The sequence below is a fragment of the Pseudomonas sp. Pseusp88 genome (genome assembly GCF_047303955.1).
Classification (GTDB): domain Bacteria; phylum Pseudomonadota; class Gammaproteobacteria; order Pseudomonadales; family Pseudomonadaceae; genus Aquipseudomonas.
This window is the reverse complement of record NZ_JBGLYM010000002.1, coordinates 348508-366275: the sequence shown is the minus strand read 5'-3', so window position 1 is coordinate 366275 and position 17768 is coordinate 348508. Positions and strand designations below refer to the sequence as shown.

The window sequence follows — 17768 nt, the reverse complement described above, 5'->3', positions numbered from 1 at the left end:
AACGAAACTTTCAGGAGAGCAGGATGAAATTCAGTGAACAATGGCTGCGTGGCTGGGTAAGCCCGCAGGTTTCCCGTGACGAGCTGGTTGCTCGTCTGTCGATGGCCGGTCTTGAGGTTGACAGCGTGACGCTGGCCGCCGGCGTCTTCAGTGGTGTGGTTGTGGGCGAAGTGTTGAGCACCGAACAGCACCCTGATGCTGACAAGCTGCGCGTTTGCCAGGTCAGCAATGGTAGCGAGACCTTCCAGGTCGTCTGTGGTGCGCCAAACGTGCGCCCTGGCCTGAAGATTCCATTCGCCATGATCGGCGCCGAGCTGCCGGGCGACTTCAAGATCAAGAAAGCCAAGCTGCGGGGCGTCGAGTCCAACGGCATGCTGTGCTCCCAGTCCGAACTGCAAGTGGGCGAGGGCAACGACGGCCTGATGGAGCTGCCGGCTGACGCGCCGGTAGGCCAGGATTTCCGGGTTTACCTGGAGCTGGACGATGCCAGTATCGAAGTCGATCTGACACCGAACCGTGGCGACTGCCTGTCGGTGGCCGGTCTGGCCCGTGAAGTCGGTGCGCTGTATGACGCCAAGGTCACCCGCCCGCAGATCGCCGCAGTACCCGTGGTACACGATGAAGTGCGCCCGGTTGAAGTGCTGGCGCCAAAGGCCTGCCCGCGCTACCTGGGTCGTGTGATCCGTAACGTCGACCTGTCGCGGCCGACACCGCTGTGGATGGTCGAGCGTCTGCGCCGCTCCGAAGTGCGCAGTATCGACGCTGCGGTGGATATCACCAACTACGTCATGCTCGAACTGGGTCAGCCGCTGCACGCGTTCGACCTGGCCGAGATCAATGGCGGCATTCGTGTGCGCATGGCGGAAGAAGGTGAGAAGCTGGTTCTGCTGGACGGCCAGGAAGTCAGCCTGCGCGCCGATACCCTGGTGATCGCAGACCACCAACGTGCCCTGGCCATCGCTGGTGTCATGGGTGGCGAGCACAGCGGTGTCTCCAGCACCACGCGTGACATTTTCCTGGAAAGCGCCTTCTTCGATCAGATCGCTGTCGCTGGCAAGGCTCGCTCCTACGGCCTGCACACCGATGCCTCGCACCGCTACGAGCGTGGTGTGGACTGGCAACTGGCTCGCGAAGCGATGGAGCGCGCTACCGGCCTGTTGCTGGAAATCACCGGTGGTGAAGCTGGTCCAGTGATCGAAACCGTCAGCGAGCAAGACCTGCCCACCATTGCGCCAGTGGTCCTGCGCGCCGAGCGTATCGAGCAAATGCTCGGCATGCAGATGGACGCCGCCGAAATCGAGCGCCTGCTGTCCGCCCTCGGCCTGACCATCACCAGCGAAACGGCCGGGCAATGGCGCGTCGAAGTGCCAAGCCATCGCTTCGACATTTCTCTGGAAGTCGACCTGATCGAAGAGCTCGCCCGTCTGTACGGCTACAACCGCCTGCCGGTTCGTTACCCGCAAGCGCGCCTGGCACCACAGGCCAACGCCGAGTCCAGGGCTGGCCTGCCTGCGCTGCGTCGCCTGTTGGTCGCCCGCGGCTATCAGGAAGCTATCACCTACAGCTTCATCGATCCGAAGTGGTTCGAGCTGTTCAACCCAGGTGTCGCGCCGCTGCTGTTGGCCAATCCGATCTCCAACGATATGGCCGCCATGCGTTCTTCGCTGTGGCCGGGTCTGGTCAAGGCGCTGCAACACAACCTCAACCGTCAGCAGGATCGTATTCGCCTGTTCGAAAGCGGCCTGCGTTTCGTCGGCCAACTGGATGGTTTGAAGCAGGAGCCGATGCTGGCGGGTGTCATCTGCGGCAGCCGCCTGCCGGAAGGCTGGGCGCAAGGTCGCGACGCGGTCGATTTTTTCGATATCAAGGCTGACGTCGAAGCGGTATTGGGCTTCTCCGGCGCACTGGATGAGTACACCTTCACTCCAGGCCAGCATCCGGCCCTGCATCCGGGCCAGACCGCGCGCATCGAGCGCGATGGTCGCGAAGTCGGCTACCTCGGTGCGCTGCATCCTGAACTGGTGAAGAGCCTCGGCCTTGATCGTCCGGTTTTCGTTTTCGAGCTGATCCTGGGCGAAGTGGCTACCGGCCGTCTGCCGAAATTCCAAGAGCTGTCGCGTTTCCCTGAAGTGCGTCGCGACCTGGCATTACTGGCTGATCTGGACGTTCCGGCGAGTTCGGTTCTTGACGTTATTCGCGAAAATGCAGGGGAATGGCTGACAGACCTCAGGTTATTTGACGTTTATCAGGGTAAAGGCATTGATCCGCATAGAAAAAGCCTCGCAGTTGGCTTGACCTGGCAACATCCTTCGCGCACTCTTAATGACGATGAGGTCAATGCGACTACGCATGCGATCCTCACCTCACTCGAGGAAAGATTAAACGCCACGTTAAGGAAGTAGCGTATGGGGGCTCTGACGAAAGCTGAGATGGCCGAACGTCTGTACGAAGAGCTGGGCCTGAATAAACGAGAAGCCAAGGAATTGGTAGAGCTGTTCTTTGAAGAGATCAGGCATGCTCTGGAGGATAACGAGCAGGTCAAATTGTCCGGTTTCGGCAATTTCGATCTGCGCGATAAACGCCAGCGGCCTGGTCGTAATCCAAAGACGGGGGAAGAAATTCCCATCACCGCTCGCCGTGTGGTCACCTTTCGCCCAGGGCAGAAATTGAAAGCCCGAGTTGAGGCTTATGCTGGAACCAAGTCATAACGACGAGCTACCGCCCATTCCCGGTAAACGCTACTTCACCATTGGTGAAGTCAGCGAGCTGTGTGCCGTAAAGCCACACGTGCTGCGTTACTGGGAGCAGGAGTTCCCCCAGCTCAACCCGGTCAAGCGCCGCGGAAACCGCCGGTATTATCAGCGCCAGGATGTGCTGATGATCCGGCAGATCCGTACCTTGCTGTACGACCAGGGCTTCACCATTGGCGGCGCACGGTTGCGCTTGTCCAGTGACGAAGTCAAGGACGATACCCTGCAATACAAGCAACTGATCCGGCAGATGATTGCCGAGCTGGAAGACGTGCTGGTGCTGCTGCGTAAATAACGCAACTGAAATCAGATACTTCCAAAATTCAAAAGCTTAGGGTATATTCCTGATCGTTTTCGCAGCAAGCGTCAACAGATTCACGCCTAGTCGGGGCGTAGCGCAGTCCGGTAGCGCACTAGCATGGGGTGCTAGGGGTCGAGTGTTCGAATCACTCCGTCCCGACCATATTTTTCAGTGACTTAGCCACCTTTTTGGTGGCTTTGTTGTTTCTGCCCTGGCGACCTTTCCGTGTAAGTTCGCGCAAGATCTGGCAGCACTTTGCAGGACATTTGCGTCGCCCCCAGCTTAATTCCATCCGTTTTGTAACGCGATCTTTGGCACCACGCCGTGCCGCCTCTCATCCTTTATTTTTGGTAGACGGCGCAGCGCATGGTATCCAACCCTTGCCGCGGTTTGATGGAGTTGCTAGTAGGGTGAGGCACCGCTTGCGGGGGATGCCGATAAGGCGCCGAGACCGAAGTCGTTTGCCAATCCGCGGGTCGCCCGTGCCAGCAGGGTGAGATCCAGCCCCACTGCGACGAAGCTGGCGCCCAGTTCGAGATAGTGCCGGGCGAGTTTGGCATCGCCTGTCAGCGTGCCAGCGGCTTTGCCACTGGCAACAATTGTGCGTATGGCTTTTTCTATCGCTTGCTGCACTTCAGGGTGCTCAGGATGGCCACGATGCCCCATTGATGCGGCTAGATCAGCCGGCCCGATGAAAATTCCATGCACGCCGTCGACGGCGCAGATGGCTTCAAGGTTCTCGAGTGCAACCCTGGATTCAGCCTGCACCAATAAGCATACATCGTCATTGGCCGTCTCCAGGTAGTCCGTGTGGGCTCCCCAACGCGAGGCACGCGCTGCCGCTGCACCGACGCCTCTTGTCCCTTGCGGTGGGTATTGGGTCGCGGCCGCTAGAGCGATGGCTTGCTCGGCGGTATCGACCATGGGCACCAGCAACGTTTGAACGCCGATGTCGAGCATCTGTTTGATCATTGCCGGATTGCCATCGACAGTGCGGGCCACGGGATGGGCCGGGTAAGGTGCAACGGCCTGCAACTGTGCAAGTGTGCTACGCACGTCGTTTGGCGCGTGTTCACCGTCGATCAGCAGCCACTGGAAGCCTGCTGTGGCGCAAATTTCGGCGCTGTAGGCATTGGCAAGTGAAAGCCAGAGGCCGATGACCTTTTCGCCTCGCGAAAGCGCGGTCTTGAACGGATTTCCCATGATTGCCTGTACTCCTCTGTTGTAGTTGTCGGAACTAGTTCAGGCCGCCCTGACACAGGTATTTGATGTGCATGTAGTCCTCCAGGCCGTAGCGTGAACCTTCACGGCCATACCCCGACTCTTTGACACCGCCGAACGGGGCGGCCTCTGCGGCGAGAGCACCTTCGTTGATGCCCACGATGCCCGACTCCAGCGCTTCGGCCACGCGCCAGACGCGTTTGACGTCCTGGGTGTAAAAGTAGGCCGCCAACCCGAAGGGAGTATCGTTGGCCAGTTCGATCACTTGCGCTTCGGTTGTGAAGCGGAAAATGGGTGCCACGGGGCCGAATGTCTCTTCATTGCAGAGTTCCATGTGCGAGGCCGCATTGATCAACACGGTCGGCGCGTAGTAGTTCGGGCCGTCTGCGACAGCGTCGCGGATACGTCGACCGCCGGTGGCGATTTCTGCGCCTTTTGCAACAGCGTCATCCACGTGGCGGGCGATCTTGTCGATGGCGCGCGCGTTGATCATCGGGCCAATCTGAGAATCGCCGTGGGAGGCCGGCCCAACCTTCAGCGCGCTGACTCGTGCCACCAGCTTTTGAACGAATTGATCGTGAACAGCGCTCTGCACATAGATCCGATTGGGGCACACGCAGGTCTGACCGCCATTACGAAATTTGGAGACCATGAGGCCGTCCACTGCCGCGTCGAGGTCCGCATCGTCAAAAACAATGAATGGGGCATTACCGCCCAGTTCAAGCGAGCACTTTTTCAAGGTGTCGGCTGACACACGTGCCAGGTGTTTGCCCACTGGCGTCGACCCTGTAAAGGTGATCTTGCGCACCCGTGAATCAGCCAGCCAAGCGTTTACCACTTCGGGTGTACGCTCCCGCGAAGCGGTGACGATGTTCAGTATTCCTGCCGGAAAGCCTGCTTCCTCAGCCAGGCGCACAAGCGCAAGGGACGTCAGTGGCGTGTCTTCGGCGGGCTTGCAGACGACGGTGCAACCGGCTGCCAGTGCTGGCGCGATCTTGCGGGCAATCATCGCCGCCGGAAAATTCCAGGGCGTGATCGCTGCGACCACGCCAACGGGTTCCTTGATTGCAGTCATGCGGCGACCCGAGACTGGCGCCGGGATCACATCGCCATACGAGCGCGTTGCTTCCTCGGCAAACCACTCAACATAACTGGCGGCGTAGACCACTTCGCCCCGGCCCTCTGCCAGTGGTTTTCCCTGCTCCAGCGATATGAGTCTGCCCAGATCTTCCTGGTGCTCCAGAATCAGATCGTTCCAGCGTTTGATCAATTGCGCGCGCTGCTTGGCAGGGGTGCTTCGCCAGGCGGCAAAAGCCGAATGAGCGGCATCGACGGCTTCACGGGCATCAATGGCGTTGCTGTCAGGCACTTGGGCGATATGGCTGTCGTCGGCTGGGTTGACGACCGACAGCAGCGCCTGCGGATCTCTGGTGGCCCAGCGGCCACCGATGAAATTCTGCGTTCGAATCAGGTCGGTGCGGGTCAGTTTCAAGTTCATGTCGAGGTTCCTTAAATGTGTGCAAACGAGTTGGATCAGCTGACGATGCCCAGATGCCAGGGCACGAACTCGTGATCCCCAAGGCCCAACAGTTCGCTTTTGGTCGACGCGCCTGAAGCGGCCTCCAGGATGTACTCAAAGATGCGCTCACCCATCTGCTCAACCGACAGCTCACCGTCCAGAATGAGGCCGCAATTAATGTCCATGTCTTCTTCCAGGCGGGTGAACATCGGGGTATTGCTGGCGAGTTTGATGGTTGGCGCCGGCTTGCTCCCGAACATCGAGCCTCGGCCCGTGGTGAAGCAAATGAGGTTGGCACCGCTGGCGATTTGACCGGTTGCGGCGACAGGGTCGTAGCCCGGTGAGTCCATGAACACGAACCCCGCCTTGTCAATCGGCTCGGCGTATTCGTACACCGCCTGCAACGGTGTCGTGCCGCCTTTCATGGCAGACCCCAGGGATTTTTCGAAGATATTGGCCAGACCTCCGGCCTGATTACCTGGGCCTACGACGCCATTGAACTGCCCATTCTGACCTCGCGTGTATTCTTCCCACCAGGCCAGGCGGTCCAGTAGCTTCTGGCCCACTTCGGCACTGATCGCACGTCGCGTCAGCATGAACTCCACACCGTGGATCTCGGGTGTCTCAGACAGAATGGCCGTGCCGCCATGACGCACGAGAATATCCATCGCAGCCCCCAATGCCGGGTTGGCGGTGATACCTGAAAAGCCATCGGAACCGCCGCATTCCAGTCCGATCTTCAGATGCGCCGCACTGACCGGGACACGCTTGACAGCGTTGGCTTCGGGCAGCATCGCTTCGATCGCCGCAATGCCTTGAGCGATGGTTGCGCGCGTGCCGCCGGTATCCTGCATCACGAACGTGCGCAGATTGCGATCGGGCGCCAGGTGCTGAGAATCGACGAGGCTGGTCACCTGGTTTCGCTCGCAACCCAGTCCGACGATCAGTACCGCCGCCAAATTGGGGTGGCGCGCGTACCCGGCGATGGTGCGCTGCAGCACCTCGAAATGATGACTGGGGGATGACATGCCGCACCCGCTTGTCTGAGCGAAGGCGACGACGCCATCGACATTCGGGTAGGCGGCGAGCCGCTCGGGCGTGAAGTGTTCGGCGATCTTCTTGATCACGGTCGACGAGCAGTTCACCGACGACAGGAGCCCGATGAAGTTGCGCGTGGCAACGCGGCCGTCTGCTCGCACGATACCCATAAAGGTCGCGCGTTTATCGGGTGCTACGTAGTCCACCGGGCGCACATCCTCACAGAAGCCCGGGTCCCGGTCGAAATCGATGAGTGCGATGTTGTGGGAGTGAACGTGCTCGCCCTTGATGATATTGCGCGAAGCGACACCGATGATGGTGTCGTACTTGCGTATGGGTTCACCGGACATGATGTCCTGTGCTGCGATCTTGTGCCCGGCCGGCACTTGCGCCCGGATGCGTACGCCCAGTTCAGGCAGCTCGTCTCCAAGGCCGATCAATTGGCGAGCGACGAGGACGTTGTCATTGGCATGCAGACGTATCAGTCTGTGAGTGGCATGGGTCGTGGTAGTCGTCATAAAACAATCCTGGCATCCAGATTACGGCGTCGAAGAAGTTCAAGCGCAGGTGTCATCCCGGCGTCGGCGCTTTAGGCTTTAGCGGCTATAGGGTTCATTCGACACCAGCGAGGAGGCGGGGGCGTGCTGAGGCCCGGTCGGCATGGACGCTACGATGGGTTCGACCTTCTTCAGCAGCAGGGCGTAGTTCAAGATGCCCAACATTCCGAGCACCGCCGAGACGACCAAAGCCATTTTGAACGACCCGGTCGAGGCAACGATGAATCCGGTAATCACCGGCCCCAGTACGCCGCCGAAGTTCGCAACCATGTTCTGCAATCCGGCTACGGTGGAGGTCATGTTCTTCGGCGCGACGTCACCCGGCAGAGCCCAGACTTGCGACGCCGCGACGGTGGTTCCCGCCTTTGCGATGCACAGCAGGAGGACGGTGAGTCCGACCGAAGTGGTCAACGGGGCCAGACCGATACACAACGCCATCGAAAGACCCACAATGAGAAACAGTTTGCGTGTCGCGGTCAGCGACAGGCGTCCACTGTGGACCACCCGGTCGGAAAGCCATCCGGCAGCGATCTCGGCGAAGAGGCCGCAAATCAGCGGAAGCGAAGCAACCAAGCCCATCTTCAGCAGGCCCATCCCCTGTTCCTTTACAAGGTAGGTGGGCAGCCAGGTGATGAAGAAGTACGAGATGTAGTTGATGGTGAAGAAGCCCAGGCACATCGCCCAGATATTGCGGTGCTTGAGCAGTTCGTACCATTTCATCGGAATCGTGGTATCGACACCGTGCTGCTGCGTCTGCCCACCCCGGATGTATTCCACCTCGGCGGTGTTGGCGCTTCTGTGTTTCTCTGGCGTGTCCGAGAAATACCACCACCAGATCAGGCTCCAGACCAGGCCGGTCAGGCCCACGATCACAAATGTCATGCGCCAGTCGAAGGTCATCATCAATGTCACAATGAGCGGCATCGCCACGGCACCGCCGAATTTCGAGGCGCTGTCAAAAAGCCCGGAAATAGTTGCCCGTTCCTTGTCCGGGAACCATTTGGACGCTATCCCGGCGTTGGCCGGATAAGCGCCGGCTTCACCGACCCCGAGTGCCACTCGCAGGCCGACCAAGGATGCAAAACCTGTCGCGAGTCCTGTCGCCGCCGTCGCAAGCGACCATGAGCCTACGGCAATCCCAAGCCCCATTTTTTGCCCGAATTTGTCTGCCACCCAGCCAGCAGGGATTTGTAGCAGCGCGTAGGACCAGAAAAACGCGGACAAGACGATACCCATCATCTCGGGAGTCAGGCTGAACTCTTTGATGAGCTCGGGGGCTGCGACTGAGAGAACGGTGCGATCGATATAGTTGATGGCGATGGCAAACCACATCAGACCTGCCACAACCCAACGAGCGTTGGATTTCTTGCCTTGATTCACCACGGCGTCATTTAACGGTTTTGCGGTCATTGGAGTGCGCATTGCTTGTCTCCGGTCATTGTTTTTGTTCTTCGATACTGACTGGCGGCTACATTGCTGAACAATGAATAAGCGGACATACTTCATAGCATTTTTGACATATAAGCTCCTTCTGCCGGGATTAAAGCCAGTGAGCGACATCGATAGAGTTTTGCGCTCAAACCTCAAACTCAAGCATCTGCAGCTCGTCGTTGCGCTGGATGAATTCCGTCATCTAGGGCGGTCAGCGGAATTCCTGTCGCTCACCCAGCCGGCAGTCAGCAAGTCGCTGGCGGAAATCGAAAAGATGTTCGGGCTTGAGTTATTCATCCGCTCAACGCGAGGAACCCGGCCTACGGCCTACGGCGAGCAGGTTGTCCGATTTGCGCGTTCGGTGCTGGTGGATTTTGACCGTACCTGTGACGACATCGCTTCAGTGGCCAGCGGCGGAGCCGGCCGTATCCGTGTCGGCGCAATGGTCGTCGCCACGCCTGGATTGCTGGCAGGAGCCGTCGACCGCCTCAAGCTCAGCTCGCCACACACGACGGTGTCTATCGAGGAGGGTGATCTCACGCGCCTGTTGCCGAGGCTGCGCACAGGCGAGCTCGATTTCATCGTGGGGCGGCTGGAGCCGGGCTACAGCTCTCCGGACCTTGAAACGGAGGCGTTATACACCGACTCCATGCGAGTCGTCGTCGCCACCGATCATCCACTGGCCACAGTGGCCCGGCCCACTTGGCATCATCTGGCGACGCTTCCCTGGGTCGTTCCCCCGGCGTGGGCATCCTCGCGGGTCAAGCTGAATCAGATGTTCTACAAGCACAAACTGCAACCCCCGGCTGACATCATCGAAACCTCGTCCTTTTTGGTGACGATGACGTTTATGAGGAAAAGAAGCTGCGTCTGTTTCGTCGCCAGTAAAGTCGCGCATTACCTCGAATCCATTGGCCTGGGTTACACCTTGCCGCTGGAGGTGCCGATCGAATTACCGTCGGTGGGCATCATTCTGCTAGGTAACGGGCTGAGAACCCCCGTTGCAAGCACGCTCATCAACGCTCTGCACGAACAGGCGATGGACATTACAGGAGAGAACGCGCCTGAGTGAATGCGCATGGGAGGGCTCGCAAGCGTTGGGGGGATGCCCGCACGATGCCAGACCTGCGCGCAGCAATCTCCCGGATCATCTTGAGGGAATGGGAGATTGCACGCTATTGCCGACTTCAGACCGCAGCCGCGATGGCCTTGCCCAGCGATTCAGTGCTGCCGGTGCCACCGATGTCGGCGGTCAAGGGCGCATTCTCCGGGCCCATCGCAAGCACGGTTTCGATCGCGGTCAGCACTGCGGCGCCTGCTTCGGGATGGCCCAGGTGCTCGAGCATCATCGCGCCGCACCAGATCTGCCCGATCGGGTTGGCGATGCCTTTTCCGGCGATGTCGGGCGCCGAACCATGCACTGGCTCGAACAGACTCGGGAAGTTGCGCTCCGGGTTGATGTTGGCCGAGGGGGCGATGCCGATCGTGCCGGTGCACGCAGGGCCCAGGTCGGAAAGGATGTCGCCGAACAGGTTGCTTGCCACCACCACGTCGAACCAGTCCGGGTGCAGGACGAAGTTCGCAGTAAGAATATCGATGTGGTACTTGTCGACGTTGACGTCGGGATACTTGTTGCCCATTTGCGCGACGCGCTCATCCCAGTAGGGCATGGTGATCGCGATGCCGTTGGATTTGGTGGCCGAGGTCAGGTGCTTCTTCGGACGGCTTTGTGCCAGGTCGTAGGCGAACTTGAGGATACGGTCGACGCCGATGCGGGTCATCACAGTTTCCTGCAGCACGATCTCGCGCTCGGTTCCGGGGAACATCTTGCCGCCGACACTGGAGTACTCGCCTTCGGTGTTCTCGCGCACCACCCAGAAATCGATGTCGCCGGGCTTGCGGTTCGCCAGTGGGGCCTTCACACCGGGCATGAGGCGGCAGGGGCGCAGATTGACGTATTGGTCGAATTCACGACGGAACTGCAGCAGCGAATCCCACAAGGAAATATGGTCAGGCACCACGTCCGGCCAGCCCACGGCACCGAAGTAGATCGCGTCGTAGCCCTTGAGGGTGTCGAACCAGTCGTCCGGCATCATCTTGCCGTGAGCCAGGTAGTAATCGGCGCTGGCGAAGTCGAACCAGTCCCATTGCAGTTCCAGATTGAACCGGGCAGCCACAGCGTCGAGCACACGCACGCCTTCGGGCATCACTTCCTTGCCAATGCCGTCGCCGGGGATCACTGCAATTTTGTACTGGGTTTTGCTCATGGATTCGACTCCTGGGTTGATTGGGGCATGGATCTCAGTGTATGCAGTGTTTCTGGATTAATAATTAGTCTTGCTGGAAAGCCATTCTTAGTTTCAAGGAAAGAATCCATGAGCATGATTGATGACCTGAGTTTCTTTCAGCAGGTGGCTACGCGCAGCAGCCTTACGGAAGTGGCACGCCATCTGGGGCTGTCGCTGCCTGCCGTGAGCAAACGGCTCAGCCAACTGGAGGCCAGGCTCGGGGTGCAGTTGTTACAGCGCACCACACGCCGATTGTCGCTGACCCCCGAAGGGGTGCTGTACCTGGAGGGAAGCCGCCCGATTCTGCGCCAGCTCGAGGAACTGGAAAGCGCGCTCAGCAGCCGTCAGCCTACCTTGCAAGGCCGCTTGCGGATCAATGGCACGTTGGGTTTCGGGCGGCAGCACCTCGCACCAGTGGTATCGAGCTTTGCCAGGCTGCACCCGGAACTTGAGATTTCTCTCGAGCTGAGCAGCCAGCCACTGAGCATGCTGGACGATCAATTCGATATCGGCGTGTGCATGGGCGAGCCGCCGGACTCACGGTTGATCGGCATTCGTCTGCTGGAGAATCCACGCATTCTCTGCGCCTCTGCGGGATACCTTGAAGCTATGCCTGAACTGACCCGTGTGGCGGATCTGGCGCAGCATAACTGCATTGTTCTGAGACAGTTCGGCAGTGACTATGCGATCTGGCGCTTCAGCAAGGATGGCCAGGATTACTCGCACAAGGTCAGCGGGACGCTGTCGAGTAATGATGGTGAGGTTGCGTTGAGCCTGGCCCTGGACGGGCATGGATTGATCCTGCGGTCGCGCTGGAATGTTCAGCAACATCTTGAAAGTGGCCGCCTGCAGGCGGTACTGACTGATCATCAGGCACCGAAGGCCGACATTTTTGCGGTGTATCAGCACCGGCGGCATATTCCCCGGCGCATCTCGGTCTTCGTCCGTTACCTTGCACAGGCACTGGCGGAGCGTTTGCCGTTCGCGGTCCTCAAGTAAGCGACGACAGTGCGGCGCCCGCAGGTTGGATTACATGAGCTACTTTGCCTGCCAGCCCAATTGCCTGGAAACCTGCTGAGAGGCCTCCATCAGCCGATTGACGTAGTCCTGCTTGAGTTCTTCGCGAAATCGAAAGCAGGGGAATGACACGCTCATGCCACCAATCACATGGCCAAAACGGTCGCGGATCGGTGCGGCGAGGCAGCGCATATTGTCTTCGAATTCTTCATGGTCTTCGGCATAACCCTGCGCGCGAACCACCTCCATTTCTTGCAGGTACGCCTCAATACTGGTCAAAGTATTTGCGGTACGGCGCTCGAAACTTTCTTCCCGCAGATGCGCGATCAGATCGGGCTGCTCCAGCCACGCCATCAATACCTTGCCAATACCGGTGCAGTACAGCGGCGCGCGTCGGCCTATGCGCGAATACATGCGCAGGTTGTATTTGGAGTCGATCTTGTGCACGTAGACGATGCTGCCTTCGTCAAGAATGCCCAAGTGCACAGTCTCGCCAGTCAATTCATTGATGCGCCGCATGCCCGGTTCCGCCTCGCGGACAATATCCAGGTGGGGCAGGGCCTGGGCGCCGAGTTCAAACAGCCTGACGCTGAGCCTGTAGCGATCCTCTGCACCCTGAACCACATAGCCTCGAGCCTTGAGCGACTGCAAAAACCGATAAACCGTGCTTTTGGACATATCGAGTTTCTGCGCGATTTCCGACAAGCCGCTTTCCTCCGGATGCCCGGCCAGCGCTTCAAGGATGGCCATGGTTCGGCCTACGGCGGAGACCAGTTCGTTGTTCTGGATGGTGCTGTCGTTCATGAAGGCTCCGACGGGAACGAAAAACTCAAGCATATACGCTGGTAAGTCAAAACGCTGTTTCATTTTTCTTGACGGTACAGGAAATCAGATTAAACTCGACCATAGTCATTAAAAATGAACCGCCGTTTTAAAAATAACAAAGGCGTGCAGTGATGAAGGTAAATCCAGGGCAAGGCCCGCAAACCGCTTCATCTCGCCCCCTCAAAGTGGCGCTGGTGGGCGAGTGCATGATCGAGATGCGCGGCGATACCGTCTCAGGTATCAACCAGACCTTCGGCGGCGACACACTTAATGCCGCGGTCTACCTGACCCGACTGAACCCTGCCGCCCGGATTGCCGTGGACTACGTCACGGCCATCGGCGCTGATAGCTTCAGCGACGCCATGCGCCAGTCCTGGTGCGACGAAGGCGTCGGAGATGAGCAGGTGCGCGTGATCAACGATGCGCTACCCGGGTTGTACTTCATCCAGACCGACACACGTGGCGAACGACGCTTTCTTTATTGGCGTGGCGAAGCCGCGGCGCGGCGCATGTTCGACGGCCCTGAAGCAGACGCTGTATTGCAGGCCCTAGCGGACTACGACTACATCTACCTGAGTGGCATCAGCCTGGCGATTCTCACGGTCAGTGGCCGGACGCGCCTGATGCACGCCTTGCGTCTGGCCCGTGAATCCGGCACGTGCATCGTCTTCGACAACAACTACCGTCCCCATTTGTGGCCCGATGCCCAGGCTGCACGCCAGGCCTATGGCGACATGCTGCGCCTGACTGACCTGGCGCTGATTACCTGGGAGGACGACGCCGTACTATTCGGTTACGCCGATGTCGAGACGTTGTTTCACGCTTATGTAGATTTTGGCGTGTGTGAAGTCGCTGTTAAGCGTGGCGCGGCCTCGTGCTTGATCCAGTGCGCTTCGGGTCGTTTCGAAGTCCCTGCCGAGCAGGTGCGGCAAGTCGTCGATACCACGGCGGCAGGCGACTCTTTCAGTGCGGCCTATCTTTCGTGTCGCCTCCAGGGCGGCAATCCACAACTGGCTGCGCGTTGGGGGCATCGCCTGGCGGCCCAAGTCGTCCAGCATCCCGGCGCGCTGATCCCTGTCGCTGCCATGCCGAGCCTGAAAATGCTTTCAGTTTCTTCCGCCGTAGAGGCCTGACTTTATGAAAATTATTGAAGCCCGCGTCATTGTGACCTGCCCGGGTCGCAACCTGATCACCCTGAAAATCGTTACCGACTCCGGCATCTACGGCATTGGCGATGCGACCTTGAACGGTCGGGAAATGGCGGTAGTCGCCTACCTTGAAGAACACGTGCTGCCAGCATTGATCGGTCGCGATGCCCAGCGCATCGAAGATATCTGGCAGTACCTGTATCGCGGGGCCTACTGGCGCCGTGGCCCGGTAACCATGACCGCGATTGCCGCCGTGGACATTGCCCTGTGGGACATCAAGGCCAAGGCCGCGCAGATGCCGTTGTATCAGTTGCTTGGTGGCAAAAGCCGCGAGCGGGTAATGGTCTACGGGCACGCCACGGGCAAGGACATCCAGGGTTGCCTGGACGAAGTCGCCCGGCATGTGGAGTTGGGTTATAAGGCGGTGCGGGTGCAGTGCGGGATTCCCGGTATTGCTACCACCTATGGCGTGGCCAAACGCAGCGGTGAACGGTATGAACCCGCCGACAGCGACCTGCCTGCCGAACATGTGTGGGACACCGCCAAATACCTGAACCATGTGCCCAAGCTGTTCGCCGCCGTTCGCGAGCGTTTCGGTGATGACTTGCACATCCTGCATGACGTGCACCATCGCCTTACACCCATTGAAGCGGGGCGCCTGGGCAAGGCCGTTGAGCCATTCAATCTGTTCTGGCTCGAAGACTGCACCCCGGCCGAAAACCAGGAAGCCTTCCGCCTGATCCGCCAGCACACCACTACGCCGCTGGCGGTGGGTGAAGTGTTCAACTCCATTCATGACTGCCGGGAGCTTATCCAGGAACAGTTGATCGACTACATTCGCGCCACCCTGGTGCATGCCGGTGGCATCACCCATGTGCGCCGTATTGCCGACTTTGCCGCGCTTTATCAGGTGCGCACCGGCTTTCATGGCGCCACCGACCTGTCGCCGGTGTGTATGGGCGCGGCGCTGCATTTCGATACCTGGGTGCCCAATTTCGGCATCCAGGAACACATGCCCCACGACGAGCGTATCGACGAAGTTTTTCCCCACGCCTATCGCTTTGAGGATGGCCACTTCACGCCTGGTGAAACTCCGGGGCATGGCGTCGATATCGACGAGAGCCTCGCAGTTAAATACCCCTACAAGCGCGCCAGCCTGCCGGTCAATCGCCTGGAAGATGGCACGCTCTGGCATTGGTAAGCGCTGCTTCGACTTATTCATAACCACAGAGCACAGCGTCTCGCCCGCCCTGTCAGGAGTTACCCGATGAAAGCGTTTCAAGTAAGAGCACCTTTTGAATATGGCCTGGCGCAAGTCGAGATGCCCCAGGTCGCGCCTGGAGAAGTCAAGGTTGACGTCGCCTACGCCGGTATTTGCGGCTCGGACATGCACATCATTCACGGGCAAAACGCCTTTGTGCGTTTTCCGCGGGTAACCGGCCATGAATTCTCCGGCGTGGTGCGTGAAGTGGGCGAGGGGGTCGAGAACCTCAAGGTCGGCGACCGGGTGTGCATTGATCCTGTCATCAGCTGTGGCACCTGCTACCCGTGCAGGATCAACCGGCCGAACGTCTGTACTCGGCTGCAAGTGATTGGCGTCCATCGCGATGGCGGTTTTAGCGAGCAAGTCTGTGTACCTGCGGACAATGCCCATCGCTTGCCTGACTCGATGTCCCTGAGCCATGCGGCGCTGGTGGAACCTTACAGCATTGCCCTGAACGTGCTTGATCGCATGCAGCCGCAGCCGGGCGACAGCCTGTTGATTTACGGCGCGGGTGTGATTGGTCTGACACTGGTGCAAATGGCCCGGGCGCTGGGGCTGACCGATATCACCGTGACCGACGTTCTGGATACACGCCTGGAGACTGCCAAGGCACTCGGTGCCAGCCGCACGTTCAACGGCAAGGATCTCGACGTCGAGGCAACCATGCGTGAATTGACCCAGGGCGAAGGTGTGCCGCTGATCGTCGACGCGGCCTGCATTCCGGCATTGATGCCGCAAATGGTGCGCCTGGCCTCGCCCGCAGGGCGTATCGGCCTGTTGGGTTTCAACGCGGTGCCGAGTGACCTCGTGCAGCTGGAAATGATCAAGAAAGAACTGACGCTGGTGGGTTCGCGCCTGAACAATCGCAAGTTTCCAAAGGTGATCGAACTGATCGCCAGCGGCAAATTGAACGTCCAGGAGATGATCAGTCACCGCGTCAGCTTCGACGAAATGCCGGGGGCAATCGATTTGATCGAAAGCCATCCCGAACAAACCCGCAAGGTTCTCGTGGAACTGAGCGGCGCTCATCCATAGCCGTCTTTAGATACTCGTGCCCGTATGGGCACCCTCACCGAATAAACACAAGAAGCGGGAGGTTCCAATGTTTGGTCAAGGTCGCACGTTAATCATCATCATGCTGTTCCTGGCAGGCGTCATCAACTACCTGGATCGCTCGGCATTGTCCGTTGCGGCCCCGTTCATCCAGAAAGACTATGGTCTTTCGACGGGTGAGATCGGCATGATCTTCAGTAGTTTTTTTGTCGGTTATGCAGTGTTCAACTTTGTCGGTGGCTGGGCTGCCGACCGCTACGGCGCGAAAACCACGCTGTTGCTGGCGATGGTGCTGTGGTCGATGTTCAGCGGGCTCACGGTGCTGACGGTTGGCTTCGCCTCGCTAGTGCTCATACGCATCCTGTTCGGAATGGGTGAGGGGCCATTGAGCGTCACTACGAGCAAGATGATCAATAACTGGTACACCCCCAAGCGCAGGGCGCGGGCGATCGGCACGTCGATGTCCGGTACACCGTTGGGCGGGGCGATTTCCGGGCCGGTGGTCGGCTTCATCGCCGTCACCTACGGCTGGAAGATGTCGTTCATTATCATCATGGTGATCGGCTTGGTCTGGGCGGCGGTGTGGTACAAGTTCGTCAAGGAACGGCCTGAAGGCGAGGGTGCCGATGATATTGTGCAGGCCGAGGGCCAAAGCGAGCTGGCGGCGCAGCCGGTGTTCCCGCTACGGTTCTACCTCAAGCAGCCCACGGTGCTGTTCACGTCCCTGGCGTTCTTCTCCTATAACTACACACTGTTCTTCTTCCTGACCTGGTTCCCCAGTTACCTGACCATGGCTCACGGTCTTAACGTAAAGGACATGAGCATCGTCACGGTCATCCCCTGGGTTTTGGGTTTCCTCGGCCTGGCCCTGGGCGGTTTCATTTCCGACTTCGTGTTCAAGAAAACCGGGCGGATGATGTTCTCCCGCAAGGTGGTGTTGGTGACGTGCCTGTTGTTCTGCGCCGCGTGTATCGCCTGTGCGGGGATGGTAAAAACCCTGTATCCGGCGGTCATCCTCGTCGCCTTGGCCGTGTTCTTCCTTTACCTCACCGGTGCCATCTACTGGGCGATCATCCAGGACACCGTACCTGCCGCGCGGGTGGGTGGCGTCAGTGGCTTCATGCATTTTCTGGCTAACACCTCCGGCATCATTGGCCCGACCTTGACTGGCTTTCTGGTGCAATACACCGGTTCGTTCACCAGTGCATTTTTGCTGGCGGGACTGTTGACCGTGATTGGCGCCGTGTGTGTGGCGCGCTATGTCAAACCGCTGTCGGTGGCGGATACCGGTAACGGGCAGGCGAAAAGCCCGCAGCCCGTTTCGGCCTTGAGCCAGCCCTAACCACTCACGAAAAA

At 59.1% G+C, this 17768-nt stretch carries 15 protein-coding genes and 1 tRNA gene; 10 read left to right on the top strand and 6 right to left on the bottom strand.

Annotated elements, in window-relative coordinates:
- Window positions 1–23 precede the first annotated feature (23 nt).
- From pheT to ACCD02_RS04070, 4 genes are all read left to right on the top strand, one after another.
- Window positions 24–2402: a phenylalanine--tRNA ligase subunit beta gene (pheT, locus tag ACCD02_RS04085; protein WP_413298694.1), complete on the top strand. Its 2379-nt coding sequence runs from the start codon at window positions 24–26 to the stop codon at window positions 2400–2402.
- A 3-nt stretch (window positions 2403–2405) separates the two neighbouring features.
- Window positions 2406–2708 carry an integration host factor subunit alpha gene (gene ihfA / locus ACCD02_RS04080; RefSeq protein ID WP_002553164.1) on the top strand — a complete coding sequence of 101 codons (303 nt, stop codon included), beginning with the start codon at window positions 2406–2408 and terminating at the stop codon, window positions 2706–2708.
- Window positions 2689–3045 carry a MerR family transcriptional regulator gene (locus ACCD02_RS04075; RefSeq protein WP_413298693.1) on the top strand — a complete coding sequence of 119 codons (357 nt, stop codon included), beginning with the start codon at window positions 2689–2691 and terminating at the stop codon, window positions 3043–3045. The genes ihfA and ACCD02_RS04075 overlap by 20 nt, the downstream gene beginning before the upstream one ends.
- Window positions 3046–3136: 91 nt before the next feature.
- Window positions 3137–3213 (top strand) — tRNA-Pro (locus ACCD02_RS04070).
- A 240-nt stretch (window positions 3214–3453) separates the two neighbouring features.
- Here ACCD02_RS04070 and hpaI read toward each other — a convergent pair.
- The 4 genes from hpaI to ACCD02_RS04050 form a co-directional block, all read right to left on the bottom strand.
- Complete coding sequence (gene hpaI, locus ACCD02_RS04065; RefSeq protein ID WP_413298692.1) at window positions 3454–4254, bottom strand: 4-hydroxy-2-oxoheptanedioate aldolase; 801 nt, start codon at window positions 4252–4254, stop codon at window positions 3454–3456.
- 34 nt (window positions 4255–4288) lie between these two features.
- The gene (locus tag ACCD02_RS04060) at window positions 4289–5770 is read right to left on the bottom strand and encodes an NAD-dependent succinate-semialdehyde dehydrogenase (RefSeq protein WP_413298691.1); all 1482 of its coding nucleotides are present in this window, start codon (window positions 5768–5770) and stop codon (window positions 4289–4291) included.
- A 35-nt stretch (window positions 5771–5805) separates the two neighbouring features.
- A complete protein-coding gene (locus ACCD02_RS04055; RefSeq protein ID WP_177091717.1) occupies window positions 5806–7347 on the bottom strand; it encodes a UxaA family hydrolase in 1542 nt (513 codons plus the stop codon).
- 78 nt (window positions 7348–7425) lie between these two features.
- A complete protein-coding gene (locus ACCD02_RS04050; RefSeq protein WP_413298690.1) occupies window positions 7426–8808 on the bottom strand; it encodes an MFS transporter in 1383 nt (460 codons plus the stop codon).
- Window positions 8809–8935: 127 nt separating this feature from the next.
- Here ACCD02_RS04050 and ACCD02_RS04045 point away from each other — a divergent pair, with 127 nt between their 5' ends.
- Window positions 8936–9889, top strand: a complete 954-nt coding sequence (locus ACCD02_RS04045) for a LysR substrate-binding domain-containing protein (protein ID WP_413298689.1) — start codon at window positions 8936–8938, stop codon at window positions 9887–9889.
- Window positions 9890–10004: 115 nt separating this feature from the next.
- Here ACCD02_RS04045 and ACCD02_RS04040 read toward each other — a convergent pair whose 3' ends face one another.
- Complete coding sequence (locus tag ACCD02_RS04040; protein ID WP_413298688.1) at window positions 10005–11084, bottom strand: tartrate dehydrogenase; 1080 nt, start codon at window positions 11082–11084, stop codon at window positions 10005–10007.
- Between the two features lie 108 nt (window positions 11085–11192).
- On the opposite strand from ACCD02_RS04040, the gene ACCD02_RS04035 reads away from it, so the two are divergent.
- Window positions 11193–12104, top strand: coding sequence for a LysR substrate-binding domain-containing protein (locus ACCD02_RS04035; RefSeq protein WP_413298687.1), 912 nt, complete (start codon window positions 11193–11195; stop codon window positions 12102–12104).
- A gap of 39 nt (window positions 12105–12143) precedes the next feature.
- On the opposite strand, the gene kdgR is transcribed toward ACCD02_RS04035, so the two are convergent.
- Entirely contained in the window at window positions 12144–12926 is a 783-nt protein-coding gene (kdgR, locus tag ACCD02_RS04030) for a DNA-binding transcriptional regulator KdgR (protein ID WP_413298686.1), read from the bottom strand.
- A gap of 152 nt (window positions 12927–13078) precedes the next feature.
- On the opposite strand from kdgR, the gene ACCD02_RS04025 reads away from it, so the two are divergent.
- The 4 genes from ACCD02_RS04025 to ACCD02_RS04010 all read left to right on the top strand — a co-directional run bounded on the left by ACCD02_RS04025 (window position 13079) and on the right by ACCD02_RS04010 (window position 17754).
- Entirely contained in the window at window positions 13079–14080 is a 1002-nt protein-coding gene (locus tag ACCD02_RS04025; protein WP_413298685.1) for a sugar kinase, read from the top strand.
- Window positions 14081–14084: 4 nt separating this feature from the next.
- Window positions 14085–15296 carry a D-mannonate dehydratase ManD gene (manD, locus tag ACCD02_RS04020; RefSeq protein WP_413298684.1) on the top strand — a complete coding sequence of 404 codons (1212 nt, stop codon included), beginning with the start codon at window positions 14085–14087 and terminating at the stop codon, window positions 15294–15296.
- 66 nt (window positions 15297–15362) lie between these two features.
- Window positions 15363–16394 carry a Zn-dependent oxidoreductase gene (locus ACCD02_RS04015; protein WP_413298683.1) on the top strand — a complete coding sequence of 344 codons (1032 nt, stop codon included), beginning with the start codon at window positions 15363–15365 and terminating at the stop codon, window positions 16392–16394.
- A gap of 67 nt (window positions 16395–16461) precedes the next feature.
- Window positions 16462–17754 (top strand): MFS transporter, encoded by a 1293-nt coding sequence (locus ACCD02_RS04010; protein WP_413298682.1) that lies wholly within the window; start codon window positions 16462–16464, stop codon window positions 17752–17754.
- The last annotated feature ends 14 nt before the right edge of the window (window positions 17755–17768 follow it).

Excerpts from the sequence above, each read along its gene's own strand:
- manD (WP_413298684.1), top strand. The coding sequence starts at position 14,085 with ATGAAAATTATTGAAGCCCGCGTCATTGTGACCTGCCCGGGTCGCAAC.
- kdgR (WP_413298686.1), bottom strand. The coding sequence starts at position 12,926 with ATGAACGACAGCACCATCCAGAACAACGAACTGGTCTCCGCCGTAGGC.
- ACCD02_RS04055 (WP_177091717.1), bottom strand. The coding sequence starts at position 7,347 with ATGACGACTACCACGACCCATGCCACTCACAGACTGATACGTCTGCAT.
- ACCD02_RS04035 (WP_413298687.1), top strand. The coding sequence starts at position 11,193 with ATGAGCATGATTGATGACCTGAGTTTCTTTCAGCAGGTGGCTACGCGC.
- ACCD02_RS04040 (WP_413298688.1), bottom strand. The coding sequence starts at position 11,084 with ATGAGCAAAACCCAGTACAAAATTGCAGTGATCCCCGGCGACGGCATT.
- ACCD02_RS04010 (WP_413298682.1), top strand. The coding sequence starts at position 16,462 with ATGTTTGGTCAAGGTCGCACGTTAATCATCATCATGCTGTTCCTGGCA.
- ACCD02_RS04050 (WP_413298690.1), bottom strand. The coding sequence starts at position 8,808 with ATGCGCACTCCAATGACCGCAAAACCGTTAAATGACGCCGTGGTGAAT.
- pheT (WP_413298694.1), top strand. The coding sequence starts at position 24 with ATGAAATTCAGTGAACAATGGCTGCGTGGCTGGGTAAGCCCGCAGGTT.
- ihfA (WP_002553164.1), top strand. The coding sequence starts at position 2,406 with ATGGGGGCTCTGACGAAAGCTGAGATGGCCGAACGTCTGTACGAAGAG.
- ACCD02_RS04015 (WP_413298683.1), top strand. The coding sequence starts at position 15,363 with ATGAAAGCGTTTCAAGTAAGAGCACCTTTTGAATATGGCCTGGCGCAA.
- ACCD02_RS04060 (WP_413298691.1), bottom strand. The coding sequence starts at position 5,770 with ATGAACTTGAAACTGACCCGCACCGACCTGATTCGAACGCAGAATTTC.
- hpaI (WP_413298692.1), bottom strand. The coding sequence starts at position 4,254 with ATGGGAAATCCGTTCAAGACCGCGCTTTCGCGAGGCGAAAAGGTCATC.
- ACCD02_RS04075 (WP_413298693.1), top strand. The coding sequence starts at position 2,689 with ATGCTGGAACCAAGTCATAACGACGAGCTACCGCCCATTCCCGGTAAA.
- ACCD02_RS04025 (WP_413298685.1), top strand. The coding sequence starts at position 13,079 with ATGAAGGTAAATCCAGGGCAAGGCCCGCAAACCGCTTCATCTCGCCCC.